This is a genomic window from Methylomonas aurea (assembly GCF_024505045.1).
Lineage (GTDB): Bacteria > Pseudomonadota > Gammaproteobacteria > Methylococcales > Methylomonadaceae > Methylomonas > Methylomonas aurea.
In genome coordinates, this window is the sequence record NZ_JANIBM010000009.1 from 93,432 (window position 1) to 113,087 (window position 19,656).

Sequence of the window (19,656 nt, forward strand, 5' to 3'; positions counted from 1 at the left end):
ATGAGTGATCAGCAATGAGTTTTTTTTCGCTACCCCATTTTCCGCCAGCCGATAGCTCAGCCGAGCACCGCCGCCGCGATTACCAAATCGCCGGATTCACCTTTGTGACGACGACGATTTGTTTGACCATGGATGGCTTCGCGCCGCAATTCATGCAATACGTTCTGGCCTTGTTCGGTTGGCTGTTTTTGTTCGCCTGGCTGCGCGGCGAGTGTAAATACGTCCGTACCCAAGTCGCGGTTGCGGTGACGTTTGCGCTAATCGGCGAATATTTTGCCTCGGTGTACATGAAGGGCTATATCTACCGCTTCGGCAACGTACCCGCCTATGTGCCGGCCGGCCATGGGTTGGTATATCTGACCGCCGTGGCGTTGGGACGCTCCGGCTTGTTCCAGCGCTACGCGCGGCGCATCGCTGTTTTCGTCGTCGCTGCTTGCGGCAGTTGGGCAGCCTGGGGGTTGAGCGGTAACACTCGGCTCGATGTGATCGGCGCGGTACTGTTTATCGTGTTCTTGGGCTACCTGTTCAAAGGCCGTTCGCCAATGGTTTATTTAGGTGCGTTTTTCATCACCTCATGGCTGGAAATCGTCGGCACCAGTGCCGGTACCTGGGCTTGGGCCGAGATTGATCCGGCCTCGCACCTACCGCAAGGCAATCCGCCCAGCGGCGTTGCGGCATGGTACTGCCTGGTCGATGCGGTGGCGATTGCCGGTGCAGGCCCCGTTCTGCAACTGTTCAGCAAAACCGCGCTGGTGCTGCAACGGCAACGGGCTTGATCAGTCGGGGCCTGCGGTTTTTCCCGGCAGCGTTCTTGCCGCGTGCAAGTTGACGCTGTCGCCGATTCGGATGACGCCGCCGGTCACGATAGCCGCAGTCATGCCGCCGTGGCCGCGCAAGGCGTTGTAACTGCCGACACCTAATTCCGCCGCCATTTTCGAGCACGGGTCGCAAGGTCCGGTGATCCGAATCCTAACTTCGTTGCCGATGGCCCATTCCAGTTGCATATCCGGAAACGGCGAGCGCATGCCGACCAGATTCAAGCCGGAGATTAGCAGATTACGCCGCAGGCGGAGCGGGTCCAGATAGTCGAGTCCGCACCATTCGGCAACCAGTGGCAGATGTTCGGCTTGAAATAGGGTGATCTCCCGCTTCGGCGACAAGCGGGCGGATTGTTTACCGGCCACACGGCGGTCGCCGAGTAAGCCGCGGCCGGGTTCGGCCAGGGCCTCGCTGACCGAAATTGCCGGTTCGCCGCGCGCCGGACGCAGCACGATGGCTTCGACCCGGCCAGACGTGGCAAAGCGTTGGCAGGTTTGCCGCAGATCCATGGTTCGGTTAACCGAATGCCGCAAAATAGCGATTGCTTCGGGCAAGCAAGTCTGTCATTCCGAAGGCGACTGGTTTTTGTAGCGCCAGGTCAAATACCCCATCAGCGCGCCCCAGACCAGCATGTAAATGCCGTGCAAAATGATCTCGAAGTTGAGCCGATAGGCTTCGACGTAATAATCGTACAGATAGTCGAGAACGACCGCGGCCAGAGTCAACTGGACAGCGTGTTTGAATGTCAATTGTTTGAAGTAAAAACAAACGACGCCGAGTACGAAAAAACCTACCAAAAATCGAGTGCCGGCGTGGATGCTCCACTCCACACTAGGAATTGCCGACTTCAACATCGCCATGTTCATGAAGTAGAGCAGAGCGAGGCCGGTGGTAAATGTGAACAGCAATAGTTTCATGGTGGTTCCCCTGTGTGCGTTTTAGTTATTTTAATGTTGCCGGCAGCAACCTTTGGGACGGTTACACCGCCATCCGCCGCTTGTCGGCCGTATTCGCCGGGTTGGCAGAGGGCGAGAAAAAATTGCTCCATGCAGTAGGGTGACCCTGTTCGGCGCGCTTGGTTCGATGCGGTGTGCCGAATTGTAAGGCTGAAATTCGGTTTTCGCCGAACCCGCTCAGCTCTAAACCGGGCCGCATTCCTTGGCGAGAGTCGCTTCGCAGTTGCCGGGACTAAAGTCGGTGAGACCGGTTCCACGCCGTCGCGAGCCGATCTGCTTCCAGCCTACTTGCAACTCCGGCCGAAGCGGAAGCGCAAATCGCATATTTATTGACTGGGATCAAATTCGCCGGCAATCCCGATTTAGACAGCGCGGCGGCGGAGGCTTACAATCCGTGGTAAAGCCGGAGAATCCACCCGGCTAAAACTCCCGGCAACGTAACGTACTATCGAGGAGGTTGTTATGCCAGTCACCCGAGTCATTGTTGCGGACAGCAGCAGAGCGCGTTTTTTCAACTTAACCAATCGCATCGAGCCGATGCTCGAATTGGACGGTTTGACCCATGCCGAAGGCCGGATGCGCGGCCAGGACGAGGTCAGCGACCGTCAGGGCGGCATTGCCGGCGGACACGGCGAAGGCGACCATACCTTCGAGGCGCCTACCGATTTGAAACACCACGAAGCCGAGGTTTTCGCCAGGCAGATTGCCGACAGGCTGGAGCAAGGCCGGGTCGGCCACGAGTTCGACAAACTGGTGTTGGTGGCGCCGCCAGCGTTTTTAGGGGCGCTCCGCCACGCACTGAACAGCCATTTGCAGGACTTAGTCGCGGATTCGTTGGATAAGAATCTGGTCGCCGCCGACGAAGCGGCCATCCGCGACCACATTTTGTAAAACATTGCCCGCCCTTCGAACCGTGCACGGCCGCGCTTGAGCGAGGCCGTGCGCTTCGCTATCGATCGCCTGAGGTAATCGCCGCAACCGGCGCATCGCCGATTTTGCCGAATAGTGGCGGATCGCGCTACTCGCATCCGCTAAATACTTGGCTATCCACCGAAAATCTGGTCCGGCTACGTTTTACGGGTAAAATATCGTTTCGTATAAACGCAAGCGCTAACGACACAAAACATGGACAAAACCTATTCCCCGCACGCTATCGAACAACGCTGGTATCAACTTTGGGAACAGAGCGGCTATTTCGCCGCCAATCGTGAAGGCGATTCTTACTGCATCATGATTCCTCCTCCCAACGTAACCGGCAGTTTGCACATGGGGCATGCGTTTCAGGACACGATTATGGATGCGCTGACCCGCTATCACCGGATGAAGGGACATAACGCCTTGTGGCAACCGGGTACCGACCATGCCGGCATCGCCACCCAGATGGTGGTCGAGCGCATCATCAACGCCGACGGCAAAACCCGCCACGACTACGGCCGCGACGCCTTCATCGAAAAAGTTTGGGAATGGAAGGAACAATCCGGCGGCACCATCACTCGCCAGTTACGGCGGATGGGTTCGTCGCTGGACTGGGAAAAAGAACGCTTCACGATGGACGACGGCATGTCCGCCGCCGTGCAGGAAGTCTTCATCAAATTGTACGAAGAAGGCCTGATCTACCGCGGCAAGCGCCTAGTGAACTGGGACCCGGTATTGCACACCGCCGTGTCCGACCTGGAAGTGCTGTCGGAAGAAGAAAACGGCTCGATGTGGCACATGCGCTATCCGCTATCCAACGGTACCGGCCATTTGGTGGTCGCCACCACCCGCCCGGAAACCATGCTCGGCGACGCCGCCGTGGCTGTTCACCCGGACGACGAGCGCTACAAACACCTGATCGGCGAATTGCTGGAACTGCCGTTGACCGGCCGTTTGATTCCGATCATCGCCGACGACTATGTCGATCCGGAATTCGGTACCGGCTGCGTCAAGATCACCCCGGCCCACGATTTCAACGACTACGAAGTCTGGTCGCGCCACAAGCAAATGAATGTGATCGCCGACCAGCCCCACGGCGGCTTGATCAACATCTTTACCGTCGATGCGGCGATTCGAGGTAATGATGACGGCTTTAGCATCATTCCCGAAGCCTACATTGGTCTGGACCGCTTCGAAGCCCGCAAACGCATTGTCGCCGATTTGGACGCGCAGGGCCTGCTGGAAAAAATCGCCGACCACAAATTGATGGTGCCGCGCGGCGACCGCACCGGCGCGGTGATCGAACCGTTTTTGACCAACCAGTGGTACGTCAAAATCGCGCCGTTGGCGAAGCCGGCCATCGAAGCCGTCGAAACCGGCGCGATCAAATTCGTGCCGGACAATTGGAAAAACACCTATTTTGAATGGATGCGCAACATTCAGGATTGGTGCATCTCCCGGCAAATCTGGTGGGGCCACCGCATTCCGGCTTGGTACGACGATAAGGGCAATACCTACGTCGGCCATTCCGAAACCGAAATCCGCGCCAAGCACGGTCTCGCTGCCGACTATCCGCTATTCCAGGACGAAGACGTATTGGATACCTGGTTCTCGTCGGCGCTGTGGCCGTTCTCGACCCTGGGCTGGCCGGAGAAAACGCCGGAATTGGCCGCGCATTACCCGACCAGCGTATTGGTCACCGGTTTCGACATCATTTTCTTCTGGGTAGCGCGGATGATCATGATGGGCTTGAAATTCATGGGCGACGTGCCGTTCAAGGAAGTCTACATCCACGGCCTGGTGCGCGACGCCGAAGGCCAGAAGATGTCCAAATCCAAAGGCAACGTGCTGGATCCGATCGACATCATCGACGGCATCGAGCTGGATGCATTGGTGGAAAAACGCATTTCCGGCATGATGCAGCCGCATCTGGCCAAGAAAATCGAGCAAGCCACCCGCAAGCAGTTCCCGGACGGCATACCGTCTTACGGCACCGACGCGTTGCGTTTTACCTTCGCCTCGCTGGCCTCGACCGGCCGCGACATCCGCTTCGATTTGCAGCGTACCGAAGGCTACCGCAACTTCTGCAACAAATTGTGGAACGCTGCGCGTTACGTTTTGATGAATACCGAAGGCCAGGACAACGGCGTCGATTGCGCCGAGTGCCATTACAGTCCGGCCGATCAGTGGATTCTGTCGCGCCTGAACCGCACCATCGCCGAAACCCGCAGCGCCATCGACAGCTATCGTTTCGACTTGGCGGCACAGGCGATTTACGAATTTACCTGGAACGAGTACTGCGACTGGTATCTGGAGTTGGCGAAAATCTCGCTGCAAAGCGACGATGCACTGCTGCAACGCGGTACCCGCCAAACCTTGTTGCGGGTGCTGGAGACCGTGCTGCGCCTGGCGCATCCGATCATGCCGTTCATCACCGAGGAAATCTGGCAACGGGTTGGGCCGCTGGCCGGCGTCACCGCCGCGACCATCATGTTGCAACCTTACCCTGAAAGCGACGAAAGCGCCATCGACGCCGCCGCCGAAACTCAAGTGAAATGGGCGATGGACTTCATCCTCGGCATTCGCCGCATCCGCGGCGAAATGAACATCGCGCCGGGTAAGCCTTTGAACGTGTTGCTGCAAAACGGCTCCGCCACCGACCAAGCCAATCTTAAAGAATTGGAAAGCTATCTTTTAAAGTTGGGCCGGCTGGAAAGCATCGCCTGGCTGAGCGCCGGCGATAATGCGCCGGAATCGGCGATTGCGCTGGTCGGCGACATGAAAATTTTGATCCCGATGGCCGGCTTAATCGACAAAGATGCCGAACTGGCGCGGCTGGACAAGGAAATTCAGCGCATCGAAAAAGAATTGCCGCGCATCGAAGGCAAACTCGGCAATGCGGCCTTCGTCGACAAAGCGCCGGCCGACGTCATCGCTAAGGAACGGGAAAAACTGGCCGGCTTGCAGTCGTCGCTGGCCAATCTGCAGGAACAGTACGCCAAAATCAAAGCCTTGTAAGTCTATGGGCGGACCGCAAAAAGCTCCGGAAACCCTGGACGATTGGACGGAGCTGTTGCGCGCCCAGGAAATGCCGATTTTCTCCAACACCGCACACAGTATTTACGCAGCGTTGGACGACCGCAAAAAAGGCGCGATGGAATTGGCGACGGTGATTCTGCAAGACCCGAATCTGACCGCCAAGGTGCTTAAAGTCGGCAGTAGCCCGTATTACAACCCGTCGAAGCAGAAGATGAGTACGGTTTCACGGGCCATCGTCGTCTTGGGCGCCGAGATCATCCGCGAATTGACGTTGGCGTGTTCGTTTTTCGAAGCGATTTTGTCGTCCAGCGACAAAAACCGGGCCAACCGGGAGATCGCCAAAGCCTTACACGCCGCGGTCCAGGCCAAAAATATCGCGCTGACCGTCGGCGACGTTTCGCCGGAAGAGGTGTTCGTCGCCGCCTTGCTGCATAATCTCGGCCACGTCGCATTCTGGTGTTCCAGCGATCCGCATTCGAAGAAGGCACATGCCGCCATCGAAAAAACCGGTTTGGATGGTGCGGAGGCTGAAAAAAAAATTCTTGGCTTTTCGTTGCGCGATCTGGGCAAAAAGCTCAGCAAGTCCTGGAGTTTGGGAGGGCTGATCGAAGAAGCGATCGCCAAACCGGATTCCGCAGACAAGCGCGTGCAATTGGTCAAATTGGGCCATGAAATTTGCCAGGCGCTGCAGGCCGGGCCCGATTCACCGCAGATGATCGCTTGCCTGGCGAAGTTCAACGAACTTTCCAGGTTGCCGTTGCCGGAAATACAAGCCAGAATCGAGAAGAACACCGAAGAGGCGGCACTGATCGCCCGTCAATTCGGCGCCGACGACGCGTCGCGCTTCATCAAAAACGATGCTGTTGCCGAAGATGCGCCGGCCGAGGAGCCGTTCGACAAGAAAAAGTTGCAGTTTCAAATCCTGCAGGACATTAGCAGTCATATCAGCGGCCAGATCAACCTGAACCAATTGTTCGAAATGGTGTTGGAGGGTATCCACCGTGGCGTGGAAATGGACCGGACCTTATTCATGCTGTTAAGTCCGGATAAACAGGCGCTCAACGAAAAATTTTCTCTCGGTTGGCGCAAGCCGGTTCCGGAACAGAAGCTGCGGATTCTGAATTCGGAAAATTCCGCCAATTTGTTTTTCAATGCCCTGCGTCAAACCGAAGGCGTCTGGCAATTCCCGGACCAGCATTCCGCCTTGTATACCCCGCAAATCGTCCAGCATATCGGTCGGCACGAGTGTTTCATCTTTCCGATTCGGGCCGAGAATAAGGTGGTCGGCCTGATCTATTGCGACCACTCCATTCATGGGCTACCTTTAACCCGCGATGACTTCATCGCAGCCAACCATTTCGCCAAGCAAGCCCATATCGGCTTGACCCTTTATTGCATGAAGAGCCATTAATCCATGACCGATCGCGAGCTGTCGAATCTTCAAGTGTTTCTGGTAGAGCCGTCCCACACCCAACAGCTCATCATCATTCAATATTTGCAAAGCTTCGGCATCAGCGATATCGGCTGCGTCGCTACCGGAAAAGAACTGTTCGAGCGTTTGCAGCACAGCCGGCCCGATCTGGTGGTCAGTGCCATGTATTTGCCGGACATGACCGGCGTCGAACTGGTTCACGCCTTGCGCCAGGACGCCGCTTCTTATGAGATGGCGTTTCTGTTGATTTCCAGCGAAACCAATATCAAATACTTGGAGCCGATCCGCCAAGCCGGTGCGATTGCGATTTTGCCGAAACCGTTCACCCGCGAAGCGATGCACACCGCGTTGCAGTCGACGCTGGAATATGTGTGTCCGGAAAAGTTGGGGCTGGAACATATCGATATCGAGGATTTGCGCGTGCTGCTGGTCGACGACAGCGAGTTCTCGTTGAAGTATTTGACCAAAGTCTTCAACAACATCGGCATCGACCAGTTGGCTATCGCTCGCGACGGTAAGCAAGGCTTGCAGCTATTTAGCCAGCATTACTTCGACCTGGTCGTGACCGATTACAACATGCCGGAAATGGACGGTTTGCAATTGGTCGAACATATCCGCAACCACCCTGAACGCGGTTCCACGCCGGTGCTGATGGTGACCAGCGAACAAAACCAGAGCCGCTTGGCCGCTATCGAAAAATCCGACGTGTCGGCCATTCTAGATAAACCCTTCGAACCGACCTCGATCAAACGCCTGTTGTTAAATCTGCTGAATTAGCGCCGGTTTCGCCGCCGCGCCGCGCCCGCGCTGCGCGCCGATATTTCACGAAATTCGCCGCAAAAGCGTATCCAGGATATGCCAAAAAACCGAAAATTCGGCTAGATTTTGTAATGTTAATTCCCGAATGGTGACCCAATGAAACCCGGCATTACCCCCAACAATAACGAAAAAAAGCTGGATGACGAGGATTTCATCGTTTCCAAAACCGATACTTCCGGGCGAATAACTTACGCCAACCGGATTTTCATGGAGATCGCCGGTTATCCGGAACATGAACTGCTCGGCGTCCAACACAACATCATCCGCCACCCGGACATGCCGCGCGGCGTGTTCCGATTCATGTGGAACACGTTGAAGGCCGGCGAAGAGTTCTTCGGTTTTGCCAAAAACCTGTGCGCCGACGGCGGATATTACTGGGTGTTTGCCAACATCACACCCGATTACGATGGAAACGGCAAGTTGCAAGGCTACTATTCGGTGCGGCGCAATCCGCCCCGCTCCGCGCTGGAAGTATTGATTCCGATTTACCGGGAAATGCTGGCCATCGAGAAGCGCAGCTCCGCCAAGGAAGCCCCGGATAAATCCCTGGAATATTTGCTGGACCAGGTCAGGCAGACCGGCGCCAAGAGCTACAACAGTCTGGTGTTGAGCCTTTATAAACCCAACGGAGTTTAAGCGATGAATTCCAATGCCAATATTCCGTTTTTAAGAACCAAGCTGAATTACGCGGTGGCCACGATACTGATTTCGGTGGCGGCGGCCTTTGTATATTCCGTCGTCGCGTTCGGCTTTTCCTGGGGCATGCTGCTGCTGTTATTGCCGTTGCCATTGGTGGCGCTGGTGTCGTGGCAGACCGGTAAACAAAGCCTGATGGTGTTGGAGCGGATAGAGGACGTTTTGAAATATACCATCAAGGGCGAACTCCACCACCGGGTGACCGGCACCCGCGGGATGGGCGAAATCGGCAAGGTCGCCTGGGAGTTGAACGAGACGCTGGATATTATGGAATGCTATTTCAAGGAAATCAGCACCTGCTTTCGCCATGCCTCGGAGGGCAACCACGAGCGTTACGCCTTGGTCGACGGTTTGCCGGGCTTGTTGAAACAGTCCGCAAAAAATATGAACGCGGCGATCAAGCTAATGGACGACAACGACAAACTGATGATCAAAAACCGGTTGTCGGCCGGCCTGCACGCCTTGAATACCTCCAACTTGCTGGGCAATCTGAAAGGTAACCAGAACGATCTGATCAACATCACCGAGCAGATGCAGAAAGTGGAGAATATCGCCACCGAAACCGGGCGCAATGCCGACGACAGTTTGGCGACTGTGGAGACGATCAGCAATTCCTTGACCGACATTAATTCCAACGTGCATTCGGTATCCGACGTCATCGGCGCCTTGATCAACGACAGCAAAAAAATCACCGAATCCTTATCGATGATTACCGGTATCGCCGACCAAACCAATCTGCTGGCACTGAACGCATCGATTGAGGCGGCCCGGGCCGGCGAACACGGCCGCGGCTTCGCCGTAGTCGCCGACGAGGTGAAAAACCTGTCCGAGCACACCAAGGACGCAGCGATGGAGGTGTCGAAAACGTTGAAGGCCTTTAACAAACGCGTCGAACAAATGCACGAGGAAGCCGAGAATTCGGCGGCGATTTCCCAGGAGATCATGGCGCAAGTCAGTTCGTTCCGGCAGCAGTTTTCCAATCTGTCGCAGTCCGCCAAAGCCTCGTTGGACTTTATCGCCTATGCCAAGGACAAATCGTTCGGTTTGCTGACCAAACTGGACCATATCGTCTACAAGCAAAACGGCTATATCTCGATCGAGACCCCCACCGATTGCCCTCAACGCCACGCCATCATGGTCGACAGCCACAACTGCCGCTTGGGTAAATGGTATTACGAAGGTTTGGGCCACCAAAATTTCCGCAATACCGTCGCCTACGCCAAGTTGAACCGGCCGCATGCCGACGTTCACACCGCGACCCAGCGTGCTTACGAAATCTCGCGCGGCAAATGGGTGGAAGACCAGGCCATGCTCAACGAAATCATCCAGCAGATGCAGTTGGCCGAGAACGCCAGCGCCGATGTCATGCAGATGATCGACGCCATGGTCGAAGAGAAACATAACAAGCTTTGACGTTCCCGGCGGCCGGACCACCGGTCAGGGTTTGGCCGATTTGCGCCAAATGCCGCCGGCCGCAAAACATGTCCACCCCCAGCGCAGCCAGTTCAACAAAGACGACGCCAGCCACAACGCCCAGGCCAGCATCAACGCCCGGTAAGCCGCCAGCGGCAGGCTGGCGACAGCCGCGCTGGGCAATTGCGGCGGATTGCGGTCCTGGTACCAATTCAATTGGTAGGCCGTGGATTGGTTGCCGGCGATTTGCATCTCGGGGCTACCGAGCAGGCCTTGCTCCACCGCCAGCGCCAAAATCAGCAAGGCTAACACCGTGCCCGCCGCCAAGCCGATTTGCAGCAGATTGAAGCGGCGTACGCCGATAACCGGTTGCTTGGCCCGCCACTGCAGCGCAAACAGCCAGCCGACCACGATAATGCCCGCGACCACGTGCAATTGGCTCAGCCCCGACAGCAGTAAAAACCATTCCCAGTGTTTCAGCGGCGTCGCCCCGGTTTTGCCTAGGCCGAACCCGATCGCGGCTAACACCAATAACAAACCCCAGATCAAAGCCGCCGGACCGAAGTCGGGGCCGGAAGTCCAAAGTAACCAGCAATTTTGCGGCATGGTCACGCTGATCCGGCTGTTGACGCTGGCGGTGCCGAGATTGGCGCTGGGCGTTGCCGTGATGAAGCCGAGCGGCAGCGGCGTGTTCCATTTCAAAATCGCTTGCTGGCTGCCGGGTCGCAGCGGCAGGCTGACGCTGGCGCCCTGCTGGCGTATCGGTTGGCTGATGCCGTCTATCGCCACGTCCTGCAATTCCGCGCCGTCCGGCAGAGTGATGGTATGGCGGCCGCCTTTGGAACTACGCATGTCCAGCTTCAGTTCGGAGGATTGATTGCGCGTGCCGGGTTGAACTTTCAGTTCGCTGGCGTCGATCGTCAACGTGGCGCCGGAGACCGCTGCCGGCCGCTCCAGCGTTAACGTCAGGCGCTCGCCTGGCCACGGCCGCCATTCCGGCAACCACGGGCCCTGCGGGTTTTCCCGGTAAATCGGGGGCAAGCCTTGGCTATGCAGTCGCCAGACCGGACTGACCTCGGCTCGCCAGACTTCATGCCATCGACCGGATGCGTCGGCCAGCAAATCGATTTGCCCGGATTTTTCCAGCACCGATTCCCATTCCGCTCCACCCGCGCTGGCGGCGATGTTCACTAATACCTTGCCGTCCTTGACCCGCATTTGCGGTGTAGTTACCGCTTCGCCTTTCAATAAAGGTAACTCGAGCATGATCGCGTTGCCGTTTGCGGCCAACGATTCGACCCGGGTCGTGATGCGCCAATCCAGCCCCAGATGCAGGGTGCGGCTGACTTGCACGAATGCGGGCAGCGCCGTCTGCGATATGGCTCGGCCGGCCGGCGTTTCCTGTTGCAGTCTGGTGAATTCCAACTGCGGACCGACTTTGCCGTCTTCGTAACCGCCGCCGATACGCCAGCCATCGGCGGCGAAACTGGCGTGTTGCGGGATCAGCGGCAGCGGCAGCGTGAATTTAACCGGTTCCCGGTAGCGTCCTTGCATCGTCACACGGTGTACGCCGCGTGCCAACGCCAGCCAGACTTCGCCGAGCTCGCTGCGGAATAGAGCTTGCCCCGGCGCGCCGTCGACTTCAACCGTCTCCGGCAGCCATTGTTCTGCCTGAGCCGGTAAAGGTAGCGCCAAGGTCTGTTGAGCATGGACTTGCAGTTCCAGGCGCAACAGTTCCGGTTTGGCTTGTACTTGCATTTGCGCGATCTGCGCGCAGTCCGGCAGGCAAGCCGGCGCTTGCAGCAGGCGGGCTTTCAGTTCGGCCAACAGTTGCGGATCGGGCAGGTCGGCATAAGCCGGCCGGCCAGGCGTGACTAATAATGGCGCCAGCAGCAGGCCGGCGATATGCGGCGCAAACCGGCGCCAGTCGCCTACGGATATCCCGGCCAGCCGCAATACCAGCGCGACTGTAATCGCCGCTTGCAGGAAATGCAGCAGCATCATCGCCCAGGGCGGCAGGTACCAGAGCCGTAATTGTTGCTGGCTGTCCACGCCGCCGTTCCAAACCAGGTGCACGCTACGCCACTGCCAGCGCGGCAGGCCGGGGCCGGTTTGCAGATTGGCGTCTGGATCGGTCCGTTCCAGGTCGGCGCCACTGCCGGCGCCGGATTCGGACTTCGCCGCATAGCTGCGTTTGAATGCTTTTGCCTCGGGTAGTGCGGTGGCTAATTCCGCCGGCGCCACATCGCTGCGCAATGGTTCCGCTGCGGTGGGAGCGCTGTTATAGGCGGCGCTCGGCTCGATCTGTTCCGGCAGTTCCAATTGCGGATAAATGCCGCTCCGGATTTGTGCGATCACGAACGGAATTGCCAATGCGGCGAGTGCCAGCCAGCACAGGTTGCGGCAAGCGGTTAGCCAGTGCCGGGCTCTGCCTTCCGGTAATATCCGGACTAAGGCCAGCGTTGCCAGGGTCAGCAACCAGATCAGGCGCGGCGCATCGTGCTCGTGCCAGATCAGGCTCAAGCCGAGCAGGGCTGCGCCGCCCCACGGCCAGGACCACAGCCGTCCGGCCGCCAGGCCGCCGATCAGCACCAGAAACAAATCCAGCAAGGTCCAGCGGTTCAGCCAGGTATCAGGGGCGTTGTCGACGCCGCCGACCGCCAGCAGGCGCCAGCCGGGAGGGGTTTTCAGTTCGGCGCGCACCTGTTGAAAACGCTGCTGCCAACCGCTGGCGGACAGTGCGGAGATTCCGGTCTCGATCCGGCTGTCGGCGCTGAGTTGCAGGTTGCCGCTGCGGATTTCGACCCCCTGGCTGCGGTCGGCCGATTCGGTAATGAGTTGGCTTTGGCCGTTCAACTGCACTTGGCCGAGTTGCAACTCCGGTGCCGCGTTTAGCCGCCAGTCGCGGTGCATGCTGCCGCTAATCCGGTCGTTGACCGTGTAACCGGTGCCGGCGAAGTCCAGCCACAGGATGCGGGTCAGTGCCACTTGATTAGGTTCCGGTTCCGGATCGCCGCGGCGGATCACCTTGAAAATCATGCTGTCACCCTGTTGCAAGCGGTAAGTCGGCAAGTGTCGCCATTCTTCGGGCAGATTGGTCTGGCTGCCGTCGATCGCCGCCGGCTTGCCGATTTCGACCAGACGCAGGTTGGGCACCGCTTGAAATGTCCACAGTTCTTCCTGCGGCCAGGCGGTATCTTTTATTGCCAGGTCCAATTGCGTCAAATACTGCGGATGGCGGCCGTGGATGTCGATACGCCAATGCCCGGGGCGAACCTGGACCAACAAGCGGCCGTCACCGTCCAATCTGGCCGGCAATGGGCTATCCAGATTGACCGGGATAAAGCCCGGCAACAGGGCGTGGGGCAATTCGGCTTCGCGTGCCGTGCCGGAGATCTCCAGCTCCAGGCGGGTGACCATTTGCAACGGAGATTCGTCGATAATTTGGCGGAATACTTGCAGCTCCAGCCGATTTTCGCGGTCGCCGGTGTCAGTCGTGGTCCGGTCGGAGAGCCAGACCGCGTTCTGTTCGATGCGCGGATACGCCACCGGCCGGCCGTCGACATTGAGTCGGAGCAAGCCCGATGCCTGCGGTAGGGCCAGTCGTTCCGGAAGTTGCTCCCAAGCGAATTGGCCGCCGATCCGGTAGTGCCCGGTCGGCAGTTCCAACGCCGGTTTGCCGTCCTTCAGCCCGACCGGATAGGCTTGATTGTCTACCGTCACGGCTTGCGGCCAGTGGCGTTCGTCGCCGGGTAGTTCGATCCAGCTCTTGCGGTACAGCGTCCATTCGGTTTCGAAACTGCCGCGGGTGGCCTGCAAATTCAGCACCAATGCGCCGGACCAAGCGCATTGCTTATTCTCAAAGTTGTTGAACCAGAACGGGCAGCCGTGTTGGGGCTGGTCGTGCAGCACCCAGTCCATCCAGGGCTTTAACGCTTCCGGCGCATCAGGCAGTTCCCAGGCTGCCGCGGATTGTCGGCCACCAAATATGGCCAAAAGCAAAACCATGATTAACCAACGCCTCATCGTATCCTCCCCGGAATCAGTCCGGCTCTAGTAAATCGCTAATCCCTAATATCTAAATCATTTTGTAAACAATCCCGATCTTAGGCTGTGTTTATTTGCTGTTTGCAATAGAATAGGTTGCATCCCCCGTCTCAAACGCTAGTTATTACCGGAGAAATTTGACATGACTGATCAAAAAGTGACGTTAAAACGCGATGGCCAGGAACAGGTCGTCGAATTGCCGGTTACTGCTGGCACCATGGGGCCGTCTGTTATCGACATTCGCTCCCTGTACGCGCAAACCGGTTGCTTTACTTACGACCCCGGTTTTACTTCCACCGCCAGTTGTACTTCCAAAATCACCTTTATCGACGGCGATGCCGGCGTGCTGCTCTACCGCGGCTATCCTATCGAACAACTGGCCGAAAAATGCGATTTTCTGGAAGTCTGCTATTTGCTGCTGAACGGCGACTTGCCCAACGGCGCGGAAATGAAGGGTTTCGTCACGACCATCAGCCAGCATGTCATGGTCCACGAGCAGTTGATCAAATTTTATAGCGGATTTCGCCGCGACGCCCATCCGATGGCGGTATTGGTCGGCGTCGTCGGTGCGCTGTCGGCGTTCTACCACGACGTGATGGACATTACCTGCAAGGAAGACCGTTATATCTCGGCGATTCGGCTGATTGCGAAAATGCCGACCATGGTGGCGATGTGCTACAAGTACAGCATCGGCATGCCGTTCATTTATCCCAAACGCAAACTGGGCTACGCCGAAAACTTCATGCGCATGATGCACGGCGATCCGGGCGAGGATTATCTAGCCAATCCGGTACTGATGCGGGCATTGGACCGGATTCTGATCCTGCATGCGGACCACGAACAAAACGCATCGACCTCGACGGTACGTCTGGCCGGCTCCAGCGGCGCCAATCCCTATGCTTGCGTCGCGGCCGGTATCGCTTGCCTGTGGGGTGCGGCGCATGGCGGCGCCAACGAGGCAGTGTTGAATATGCTCGAAGAAATCGGCGACGTATCGCGGATTGGCGAGTATGTGGCCAGGGCCAAGGATAAAAACGATCCGTTCCGCTTGATGGGCTTTGGCCACCGGGTCTACAAAAACTATGATCCGCGCGCCAAGTTGATGAGGCAAACCTGCCACGAAGTTTTGGACGAACTGGATTTGAACGACGACCGTCTGTTCAAGCTGGCGATGGAATTGGAGCGGATTGCGCTGGAAGATCCGTATTTCGTCGAGAAAAAACTGTATCCGAACGTGGATTTCTACTCCGGTATCGTGTTGCGGGCACTGGGGATTCCGACCGAAATGTTCACCGCCATTTTCGCGTTGGCTCGCTCGGTGGGCTGGATCGCGCAATGGGACGAAATGATCTCCGATCCGGAACTGAAAATCGGCCGGCCGCGCCAGCTTTACCGCGGCGTGACCACGCGCGACGTCAAACCGATCTCCGCCCGTTAAGCCCGTTTGCACCACGGCGACTCGCGCGAGGCGAGTCGCCTAACTGCCAAAAAATGCCGCCGCGGCAGCGCCAGTTTTAGTATCCTAGCCGACCCACTTGTTCCGGTCGCCCATCATGACGCAATACCCTCTTTACGCCACCGCGCCCAAAGCGCTGGAAGGCATCCTCGCTAACGAAATCCGCAGTCTCGGCGGGCAAAACGTCAAGGAAAAACTGGCCGGCGTGGCCTTCGACGGCGATTTGGCGCTGGCTTACCGGCTGTGCTTGTGGTCGCGGGTCGCCAATCGGGTATTTCTGCCGCTGAGCAGTTTCGAGGTCAAATCCCAGCAGGACTTGTACGACGGCGTCAAACGCATCAACTGGTTCGAGCATATGAAGCCGGACGACAGTCTGGCGGTGTCGTTCAGCAGTAAGAACAGTCCGGCCATCAACAACACCCATTTCGGCGCGCAAAAGGTCAAAGACGCCATCGTCGACCAGATGCGCGCCAAGTTCAACAAACGGCCCAGCGTCGATACCGAGCGGCCGTCGCTTCGCGTCAACGTTTATCTGCACAACGACTTAGCCCAACTCAGCCTGGATTTGTCCGGCGAGAGTTTACACAAACGCGGTTTCCGCGACGTCAGTATTGCTGCGCCGATCAAGGAAAACCTGGCGGCAGCGATTTTGCTGCGCGCCGGCTGGCCTGCCATTGCCGAGCAGGGCGGCACTTTGTTGGATCCGATGTGCGGTTCGGGGACGATGCTTTTGGAAGGCGCGTTGATTGCTGCCGACATCGCGCCGGGTTTGCAACGCGATTATTTCGGTTTTCTCGGTTGGAAAAAGCACGACTCGGCCCTGTGGCAAAGCTTGTTGGACGAAGCCCGCGCTCGCCGCGATGCCGGGCTGGCAAAACTGCCTACCATCGTCGGTTTCGATCAGGATCGAAGAACCGTCGCCACGGCCTTGCAACACGTCGAGAACGCTGGCTTATCCGGCAAGATTCATATCGAAAAACGCGACATTGCCGACGCTGCGGCGGCGGAAAGTTGGCCCAAAGGTTTGATCGCCTGCAATCCGCCCTACGGCGAACGGCTGGGCGACGAGGCGGAAACCGCCGCGCTGTACCGCCGTTTCGGCGAGGTGTTGAAGCAGCGCTTCGCCGGCTGGCAGGCGGCGATGATCATCAGCGACCCGGAGCTGGGCTTTAGGCTGGGCATCCGCTCGCAGAAACCGATCACGTTGTTCAATGGTGCGTTGGAATGCAAGTTGTTGCGTTTTAACATCGAGGAAAAAGCTTTCTTCGAGCCCAAGGCTAAGTCGCAACAGGAGCGCGCCGAATCGATCTGGCGCCGCGCCCAAGTCGAGCAACCGGACCCGCAAGCGGAAATGTTCGGCAACCGTTTGCGCAAAAACCTGAAGAAGCTGACGAAATGGGCCAAACAAAATCAGGTCTCGTGCTACCGATTATATGATGCCGACCTGCCGGAGTACGCGGTCGCGGTGGACCTTTACCAGGGCGAAGCTTACCGCTCCCAGCTCACGCCCCACGCCAACATCTCTGCAGACGAACAGCTTTGGGTCAACGTTCAGGAATACGAATCGCCGAAAAGCGTCGATCCGGCCAAGGCCAACCAGCGCTTGGCCGGGGCGATGGCCGAGATTCCCAAGGTGCTGGAAATCCCGGCCAACCAAGTGTTTTTGAAAATCCGCCGCAAGCAAAAAGCCAGCGACCAATACGAAAAGCAAGGCGATTCCGGCCGCTTCCATGTCGTTGAGGAAGGCGGTTGCAAGTTCTGGGTCAACTTCGAGGATTATCTGGATACCGGCCTGTTTCTCGACCACCGGCCGATGCGCTTGCGCATTCAACAGGAAGCCAAAGGCAAGCGCTTCTTGAATCTGTTCGCCTACACCGGCAGCGCGACGGTGCATGCGGCGCTGGGCGGCGCAGTAGCGTCGGTCACCGTCGATATGTCCAACACCTATCTGGACTGGGCCAGGCGCAATTTCGAATTGAATAACATCCGCGGCGACCATAAATTGGTGCGGGCAGATTGCCCGAAATGGTTGGCCGAGCAAGCGGCGCTAAAAAATCGGCCGCAATTCGATTTGATCTTTCTCGATCCGCCAACCTTTTCCAATTCCAAGAAGATGGACGAGGCCTTCGACATTCAAAGCGATCATGTCTCGTTGTTGAAAAATGCCGCAGCCTTGCTGGCTTCTGGCGGGGTTTTGTATTTCTCGACCAACTTCCGCCGGTTCAAATTGGACCGTGAGGCGTTGGCCGGTTTGAATTTCGAAGACATTAGCGCGGCGACGATCCCGGAGGATTTCGCCCGCGACCAAAAAATTCATTATTGCTGGAGAATCACCCGATGAAGGATTGCCTGCACATCATCGTCAAGGGTCGGGTGCAGGGCGTTTATTTTCGCGCCTACACCCAAAAGCAAGCGGTCAAACTGAATCTATCCGGCTTCGTTCGCAACCTGGCCGACGGTACGGTCGAAATCGTCGCCAGCGGCCATCCGGAAGATTTGCAAAAACTGGTAGCCTGGTGCCGCAAAGGGCCGGTGCTGGCGAAAGTCAGCGAAGTGTCGGTGACTGCGCACGATACCGATGAACATTTTGCCGGTTTCGAAATTCGCTGAGGCTAAGCACACAATCGGACAGACGGCCGCTTATGCCTTATTAAAAGTTGTGGTTGAACATCAGCGTGGCCGAGGCGAGTAGAAAAAACGCAGCCAGCCCGGCCAGATAAATTTTAGGCGGTTTGGCGCTGCAAGCGGTCAGCAATGCGGCCAACGACAGTAGGGCCGCCGGATAGGCCAACAGGTGCCAAATGCCGAACGCTTCACGGTCGGTGTCGGCTGCCGCCGCGGAATAATAGGTAAAACAGCCTATGCCGGGTATCGCCGCAATCAGCCCGACTATTACCAGCATCCGGATCATTCGCTCCATTCGAAACTCCTATTTGATAGTCAAGGTTAGCCGAAATTGCATTTCTGCGGGTATTGCTTGCCGCTGCCCTTTATGAAGAGGTCGACATTGAAATAGGCGGTTTGGCTGTCGGACAACTTCTAACCCCGTTTCCCGGCGAATCGGATTACAATAGCCGCCATTTATTCTTAACTCAGGGTGCGGGGAGTTCCCGCCCGAATCGGCAGGAGCTATTTTGGCTGACAGAATCATTCGTATTGCCACCCGGCAAAGTCCGCTGGCTTTGTGGCAGGCCGAGCACGTCGCGGAGCGCTTGCGCCAGGCTTTTCCGGGCTTGCAAACCGAGCTGGTCAAAATGGTGACCCGCGGTGACAAAATCCTGGATGCGCCGTTGGCGAAAGTGGGCGGCAAAGGCTTATTCGTTAAAGAGTTAGAGCAGGGCATGCTGGAAGGGGCGGCCGATATTGCCGTGCATTCGATGAAAGACGTGCCGGTCGAATTTCCGGATGGCTTGCATCTGGCGGTGATTCTGGAGCGCGAAGATCCGACCGACGCCTTCGTTTCCAACCGATACCGCGGTCTCGCCGAATTGCCGGCGGATGCCCGAATCGGCACTTCCAGTTTGCGGCGCCAATGCCAGATTAAGGAAAAATTCCCGAGCGCCGAAATTTTGAGTCTGCGCGGCAATGTCAATACCCGTCTCGCCAAGCTCGATGCCGGCGAGTACGACGCGATTATTCTGGCTTCGGCCGGCCTGAAACGGCTCGGCCTGGCCGAGCGCATCACTGCCCGCTTGCGGCCGGAGGAATCCTTGCCGGCCATGGGCCAGGGCGCGATCGGCATCGAATGCCGGATCGACGATGCCGAGATTCATCAGTACCTAAAGGTTTTGCACGACGAAGAGACCAGCATTCGCGTCGGTGCCGAGCGTGCCATGAACGCCAGACTGAACGGCGGTTGCCAGGTGCCGATCGCCGGTTATGCGGAAATTTGCGGCCAGCGCCTGTTACTGCGCGGATTGGTAGGCAGTCCCGATGGGTCTGTTTTGCACCGTGCCGAGGCGGAAAGCAGTTTGGATCAAGCCGAAGCCTTGGGGCAACGCGTGGCCGACCAATTGCTGGCGCAAGGGGCCGATAAAATTCTACGCGAACTCTACCAGTGATAT

15 protein-coding genes are annotated in these 19,656 nt (G+C 57.5%); 11 read left to right on the forward strand and 4 right to left on the reverse strand.

Annotation, left to right across the window (positions count from 1 at the left end; translation table 11 throughout):
- Window positions 1-14: 14 nt before the first annotated feature.
- A complete protein-coding gene (locus tag NP603_RS10220; RefSeq protein ID WP_256610770.1) occupies window positions 15-776 on the forward strand; it encodes a hypothetical protein in 762 nt (253 codons plus the stop codon).
- Here the strand turns inward: NP603_RS10220 and NP603_RS10225 are convergent, their stop codons facing one another.
- Both NP603_RS10225 and NP603_RS10230 read right to left on the reverse strand, forming a co-directional pair.
- Complete coding sequence (locus NP603_RS10225; RefSeq protein WP_256610771.1) at window positions 777-1,328, reverse strand: MOSC domain-containing protein; 552 nt, start codon at window positions 1,326-1,328, stop codon at window positions 777-779.
- Between the two features lie 54 nt (window positions 1,329-1,382).
- Window positions 1,383-1,736, reverse strand: a complete 354-nt coding sequence (locus tag NP603_RS10230) for a hypothetical protein (RefSeq protein WP_256610772.1) — start codon at window positions 1,734-1,736, stop codon at window positions 1,383-1,385.
- Between the two features lie 501 nt (window positions 1,737-2,237).
- Between NP603_RS10230 and NP603_RS10235 the strand changes: the two genes are divergently transcribed.
- The 6 genes from NP603_RS10235 (at window position 2,238) to NP603_RS10260 (ending at window position 10,089) form a co-directional block, all read left to right on the forward strand.
- Entirely contained in the window at window positions 2,238-2,666 is a 429-nt protein-coding gene (locus tag NP603_RS10235; RefSeq protein WP_256610773.1) for a host attachment protein, read from the forward strand.
- A gap of 234 nt (window positions 2,667-2,900) precedes the next feature.
- Complete coding sequence (locus NP603_RS10240) at window positions 2,901-5,708, forward strand: valine--tRNA ligase (RefSeq protein WP_256610774.1); 2,808 nt, start codon at window positions 2,901-2,903, stop codon at window positions 5,706-5,708.
- Between the two features lie 4 nt (window positions 5,709-5,712).
- Entirely contained in the window at window positions 5,713-7,140 is a 1,428-nt protein-coding gene (locus NP603_RS10245) for an HDOD domain-containing protein (protein ID WP_256610775.1), read from the forward strand.
- A gap of 3 nt (window positions 7,141-7,143) precedes the next feature.
- Entirely contained in the window at window positions 7,144-7,938 is a 795-nt protein-coding gene (locus NP603_RS10250; RefSeq protein ID WP_256610776.1) for a response regulator, read from the forward strand.
- Between the two features lie 138 nt (window positions 7,939-8,076).
- A complete protein-coding gene (locus NP603_RS10255) occupies window positions 8,077-8,616 on the forward strand; it encodes a PAS domain-containing protein (RefSeq protein ID WP_256610777.1) in 540 nt (179 codons plus the stop codon).
- Window positions 8,617-8,619: 3 nt separating this feature from the next.
- Window positions 8,620-10,089 carry a methyl-accepting chemotaxis protein gene (locus NP603_RS10260; RefSeq protein WP_256610778.1) on the forward strand — a complete coding sequence of 490 codons (1,470 nt, stop codon included), beginning with the start codon at window positions 8,620-8,622 and terminating at the stop codon, window positions 10,087-10,089.
- A gap of 24 nt (window positions 10,090-10,113) precedes the next feature.
- On the opposite strand, the gene NP603_RS10265 is transcribed toward NP603_RS10260, so the two are convergent.
- Window positions 10,114-14,115, reverse strand: a complete 4,002-nt coding sequence (locus tag NP603_RS10265; protein ID WP_256610779.1) for a hypothetical protein — start codon at window positions 14,113-14,115, stop codon at window positions 10,114-10,116.
- A gap of 163 nt (window positions 14,116-14,278) precedes the next feature.
- On the opposite strand from NP603_RS10265, the gene gltA reads away from it, so the two are divergent.
- The 3 genes from gltA (at window position 14,279) to yccX (ending at window position 18,202) form a co-directional block, all read left to right on the forward strand.
- The gene (gltA, locus tag NP603_RS10270; protein ID WP_256610780.1) at window positions 14,279-15,574 is read left to right on the forward strand and encodes a citrate synthase; all 1,296 of its coding nucleotides are present in this window, start codon (window positions 14,279-14,281) and stop codon (window positions 15,572-15,574) included.
- A 115-nt stretch (window positions 15,575-15,689) separates the two neighbouring features.
- Window positions 15,690-17,933 carry a bifunctional 23S rRNA (guanine(2069)-N(7))-methyltransferase RlmK/23S rRNA (guanine(2445)-N(2))-methyltransferase RlmL gene (rlmKL, locus tag NP603_RS10275; protein WP_256610781.1) on the forward strand — a complete coding sequence of 748 codons (2,244 nt, stop codon included), beginning with the start codon at window positions 15,690-15,692 and terminating at the stop codon, window positions 17,931-17,933.
- Window positions 17,930-18,202 carry an acylphosphatase gene (gene yccX / locus NP603_RS10280; RefSeq protein ID WP_256610782.1) on the forward strand — a complete coding sequence of 91 codons (273 nt, stop codon included), beginning with the start codon at window positions 17,930-17,932 and terminating at the stop codon, window positions 18,200-18,202. Before rlmKL ends, yccX begins: the two co-directional genes overlap by 4 nt.
- Before the next feature lie 40 nt (window positions 18,203-18,242).
- Here the strand turns inward: yccX and NP603_RS10285 are convergent, their stop codons facing one another.
- Window positions 18,243-18,512 carry a hypothetical protein gene (locus tag NP603_RS10285; protein WP_256610783.1) on the reverse strand — a complete coding sequence of 90 codons (270 nt, stop codon included), beginning with the start codon at window positions 18,510-18,512 and terminating at the stop codon, window positions 18,243-18,245.
- A gap of 214 nt (window positions 18,513-18,726) precedes the next feature.
- On the opposite strand from NP603_RS10285, the gene hemC reads away from it, so the two are divergent.
- Window positions 18,727-19,653 (forward strand): hydroxymethylbilane synthase, encoded by a 927-nt coding sequence (hemC, locus tag NP603_RS10290; protein ID WP_256610784.1) that lies wholly within the window; start codon window positions 18,727-18,729, stop codon window positions 19,651-19,653.
- Window positions 19,654-19,656: the final 3 nt, after the last annotated feature.

What these genes read in the sequence shown, in the direction of transcription:
- NP603_RS10265 (WP_256610779.1), bottom strand. Translation starts at nt 14,115, where the DNA reads ATGAGGCGTTGGTTAATCATGGTTTTGCTTTTGGCCATATTTGGTGGC.
- NP603_RS10225 (WP_256610771.1), bottom strand. Translation starts at nt 1,328, where the DNA reads ATGGATCTGCGGCAAACCTGCCAACGCTTTGCCACGTCTGGCCGGGTC.
- yccX (WP_256610782.1), top strand. Translation starts at nt 17,930, where the DNA reads ATGAAGGATTGCCTGCACATCATCGTCAAGGGTCGGGTGCAGGGCGTT.
- NP603_RS10245 (WP_256610775.1), top strand. Translation starts at nt 5,713, where the DNA reads ATGGGCGGACCGCAAAAAGCTCCGGAAACCCTGGACGATTGGACGGAG.
- NP603_RS10220 (WP_256610770.1), top strand. Translation starts at nt 15, where the DNA reads ATGAGTTTTTTTTCGCTACCCCATTTTCCGCCAGCCGATAGCTCAGCC.
- NP603_RS10255 (WP_256610777.1), top strand. Translation starts at nt 8,077, where the DNA reads ATGAAACCCGGCATTACCCCCAACAATAACGAAAAAAAGCTGGATGAC.
- NP603_RS10250 (WP_256610776.1), top strand. Translation starts at nt 7,144, where the DNA reads ATGACCGATCGCGAGCTGTCGAATCTTCAAGTGTTTCTGGTAGAGCCG.
- NP603_RS10240 (WP_256610774.1), top strand. Translation starts at nt 2,901, where the DNA reads ATGGACAAAACCTATTCCCCGCACGCTATCGAACAACGCTGGTATCAA.
- NP603_RS10235 (WP_256610773.1), top strand. Translation starts at nt 2,238, where the DNA reads ATGCCAGTCACCCGAGTCATTGTTGCGGACAGCAGCAGAGCGCGTTTT.
- rlmKL (WP_256610781.1), top strand. Translation starts at nt 15,690, where the DNA reads ATGACGCAATACCCTCTTTACGCCACCGCGCCCAAAGCGCTGGAAGGC.
- NP603_RS10230 (WP_256610772.1), bottom strand. Translation starts at nt 1,736, where the DNA reads ATGAAACTATTGCTGTTCACATTTACCACCGGCCTCGCTCTGCTCTAC.
- NP603_RS10285 (WP_256610783.1), bottom strand. Translation starts at nt 18,512, where the DNA reads ATGGAGCGAATGATCCGGATGCTGGTAATAGTCGGGCTGATTGCGGCG.
- NP603_RS10260 (WP_256610778.1), top strand. Translation starts at nt 8,620, where the DNA reads ATGAATTCCAATGCCAATATTCCGTTTTTAAGAACCAAGCTGAATTAC.
- gltA (WP_256610780.1), top strand. Translation starts at nt 14,279, where the DNA reads ATGACTGATCAAAAAGTGACGTTAAAACGCGATGGCCAGGAACAGGTC.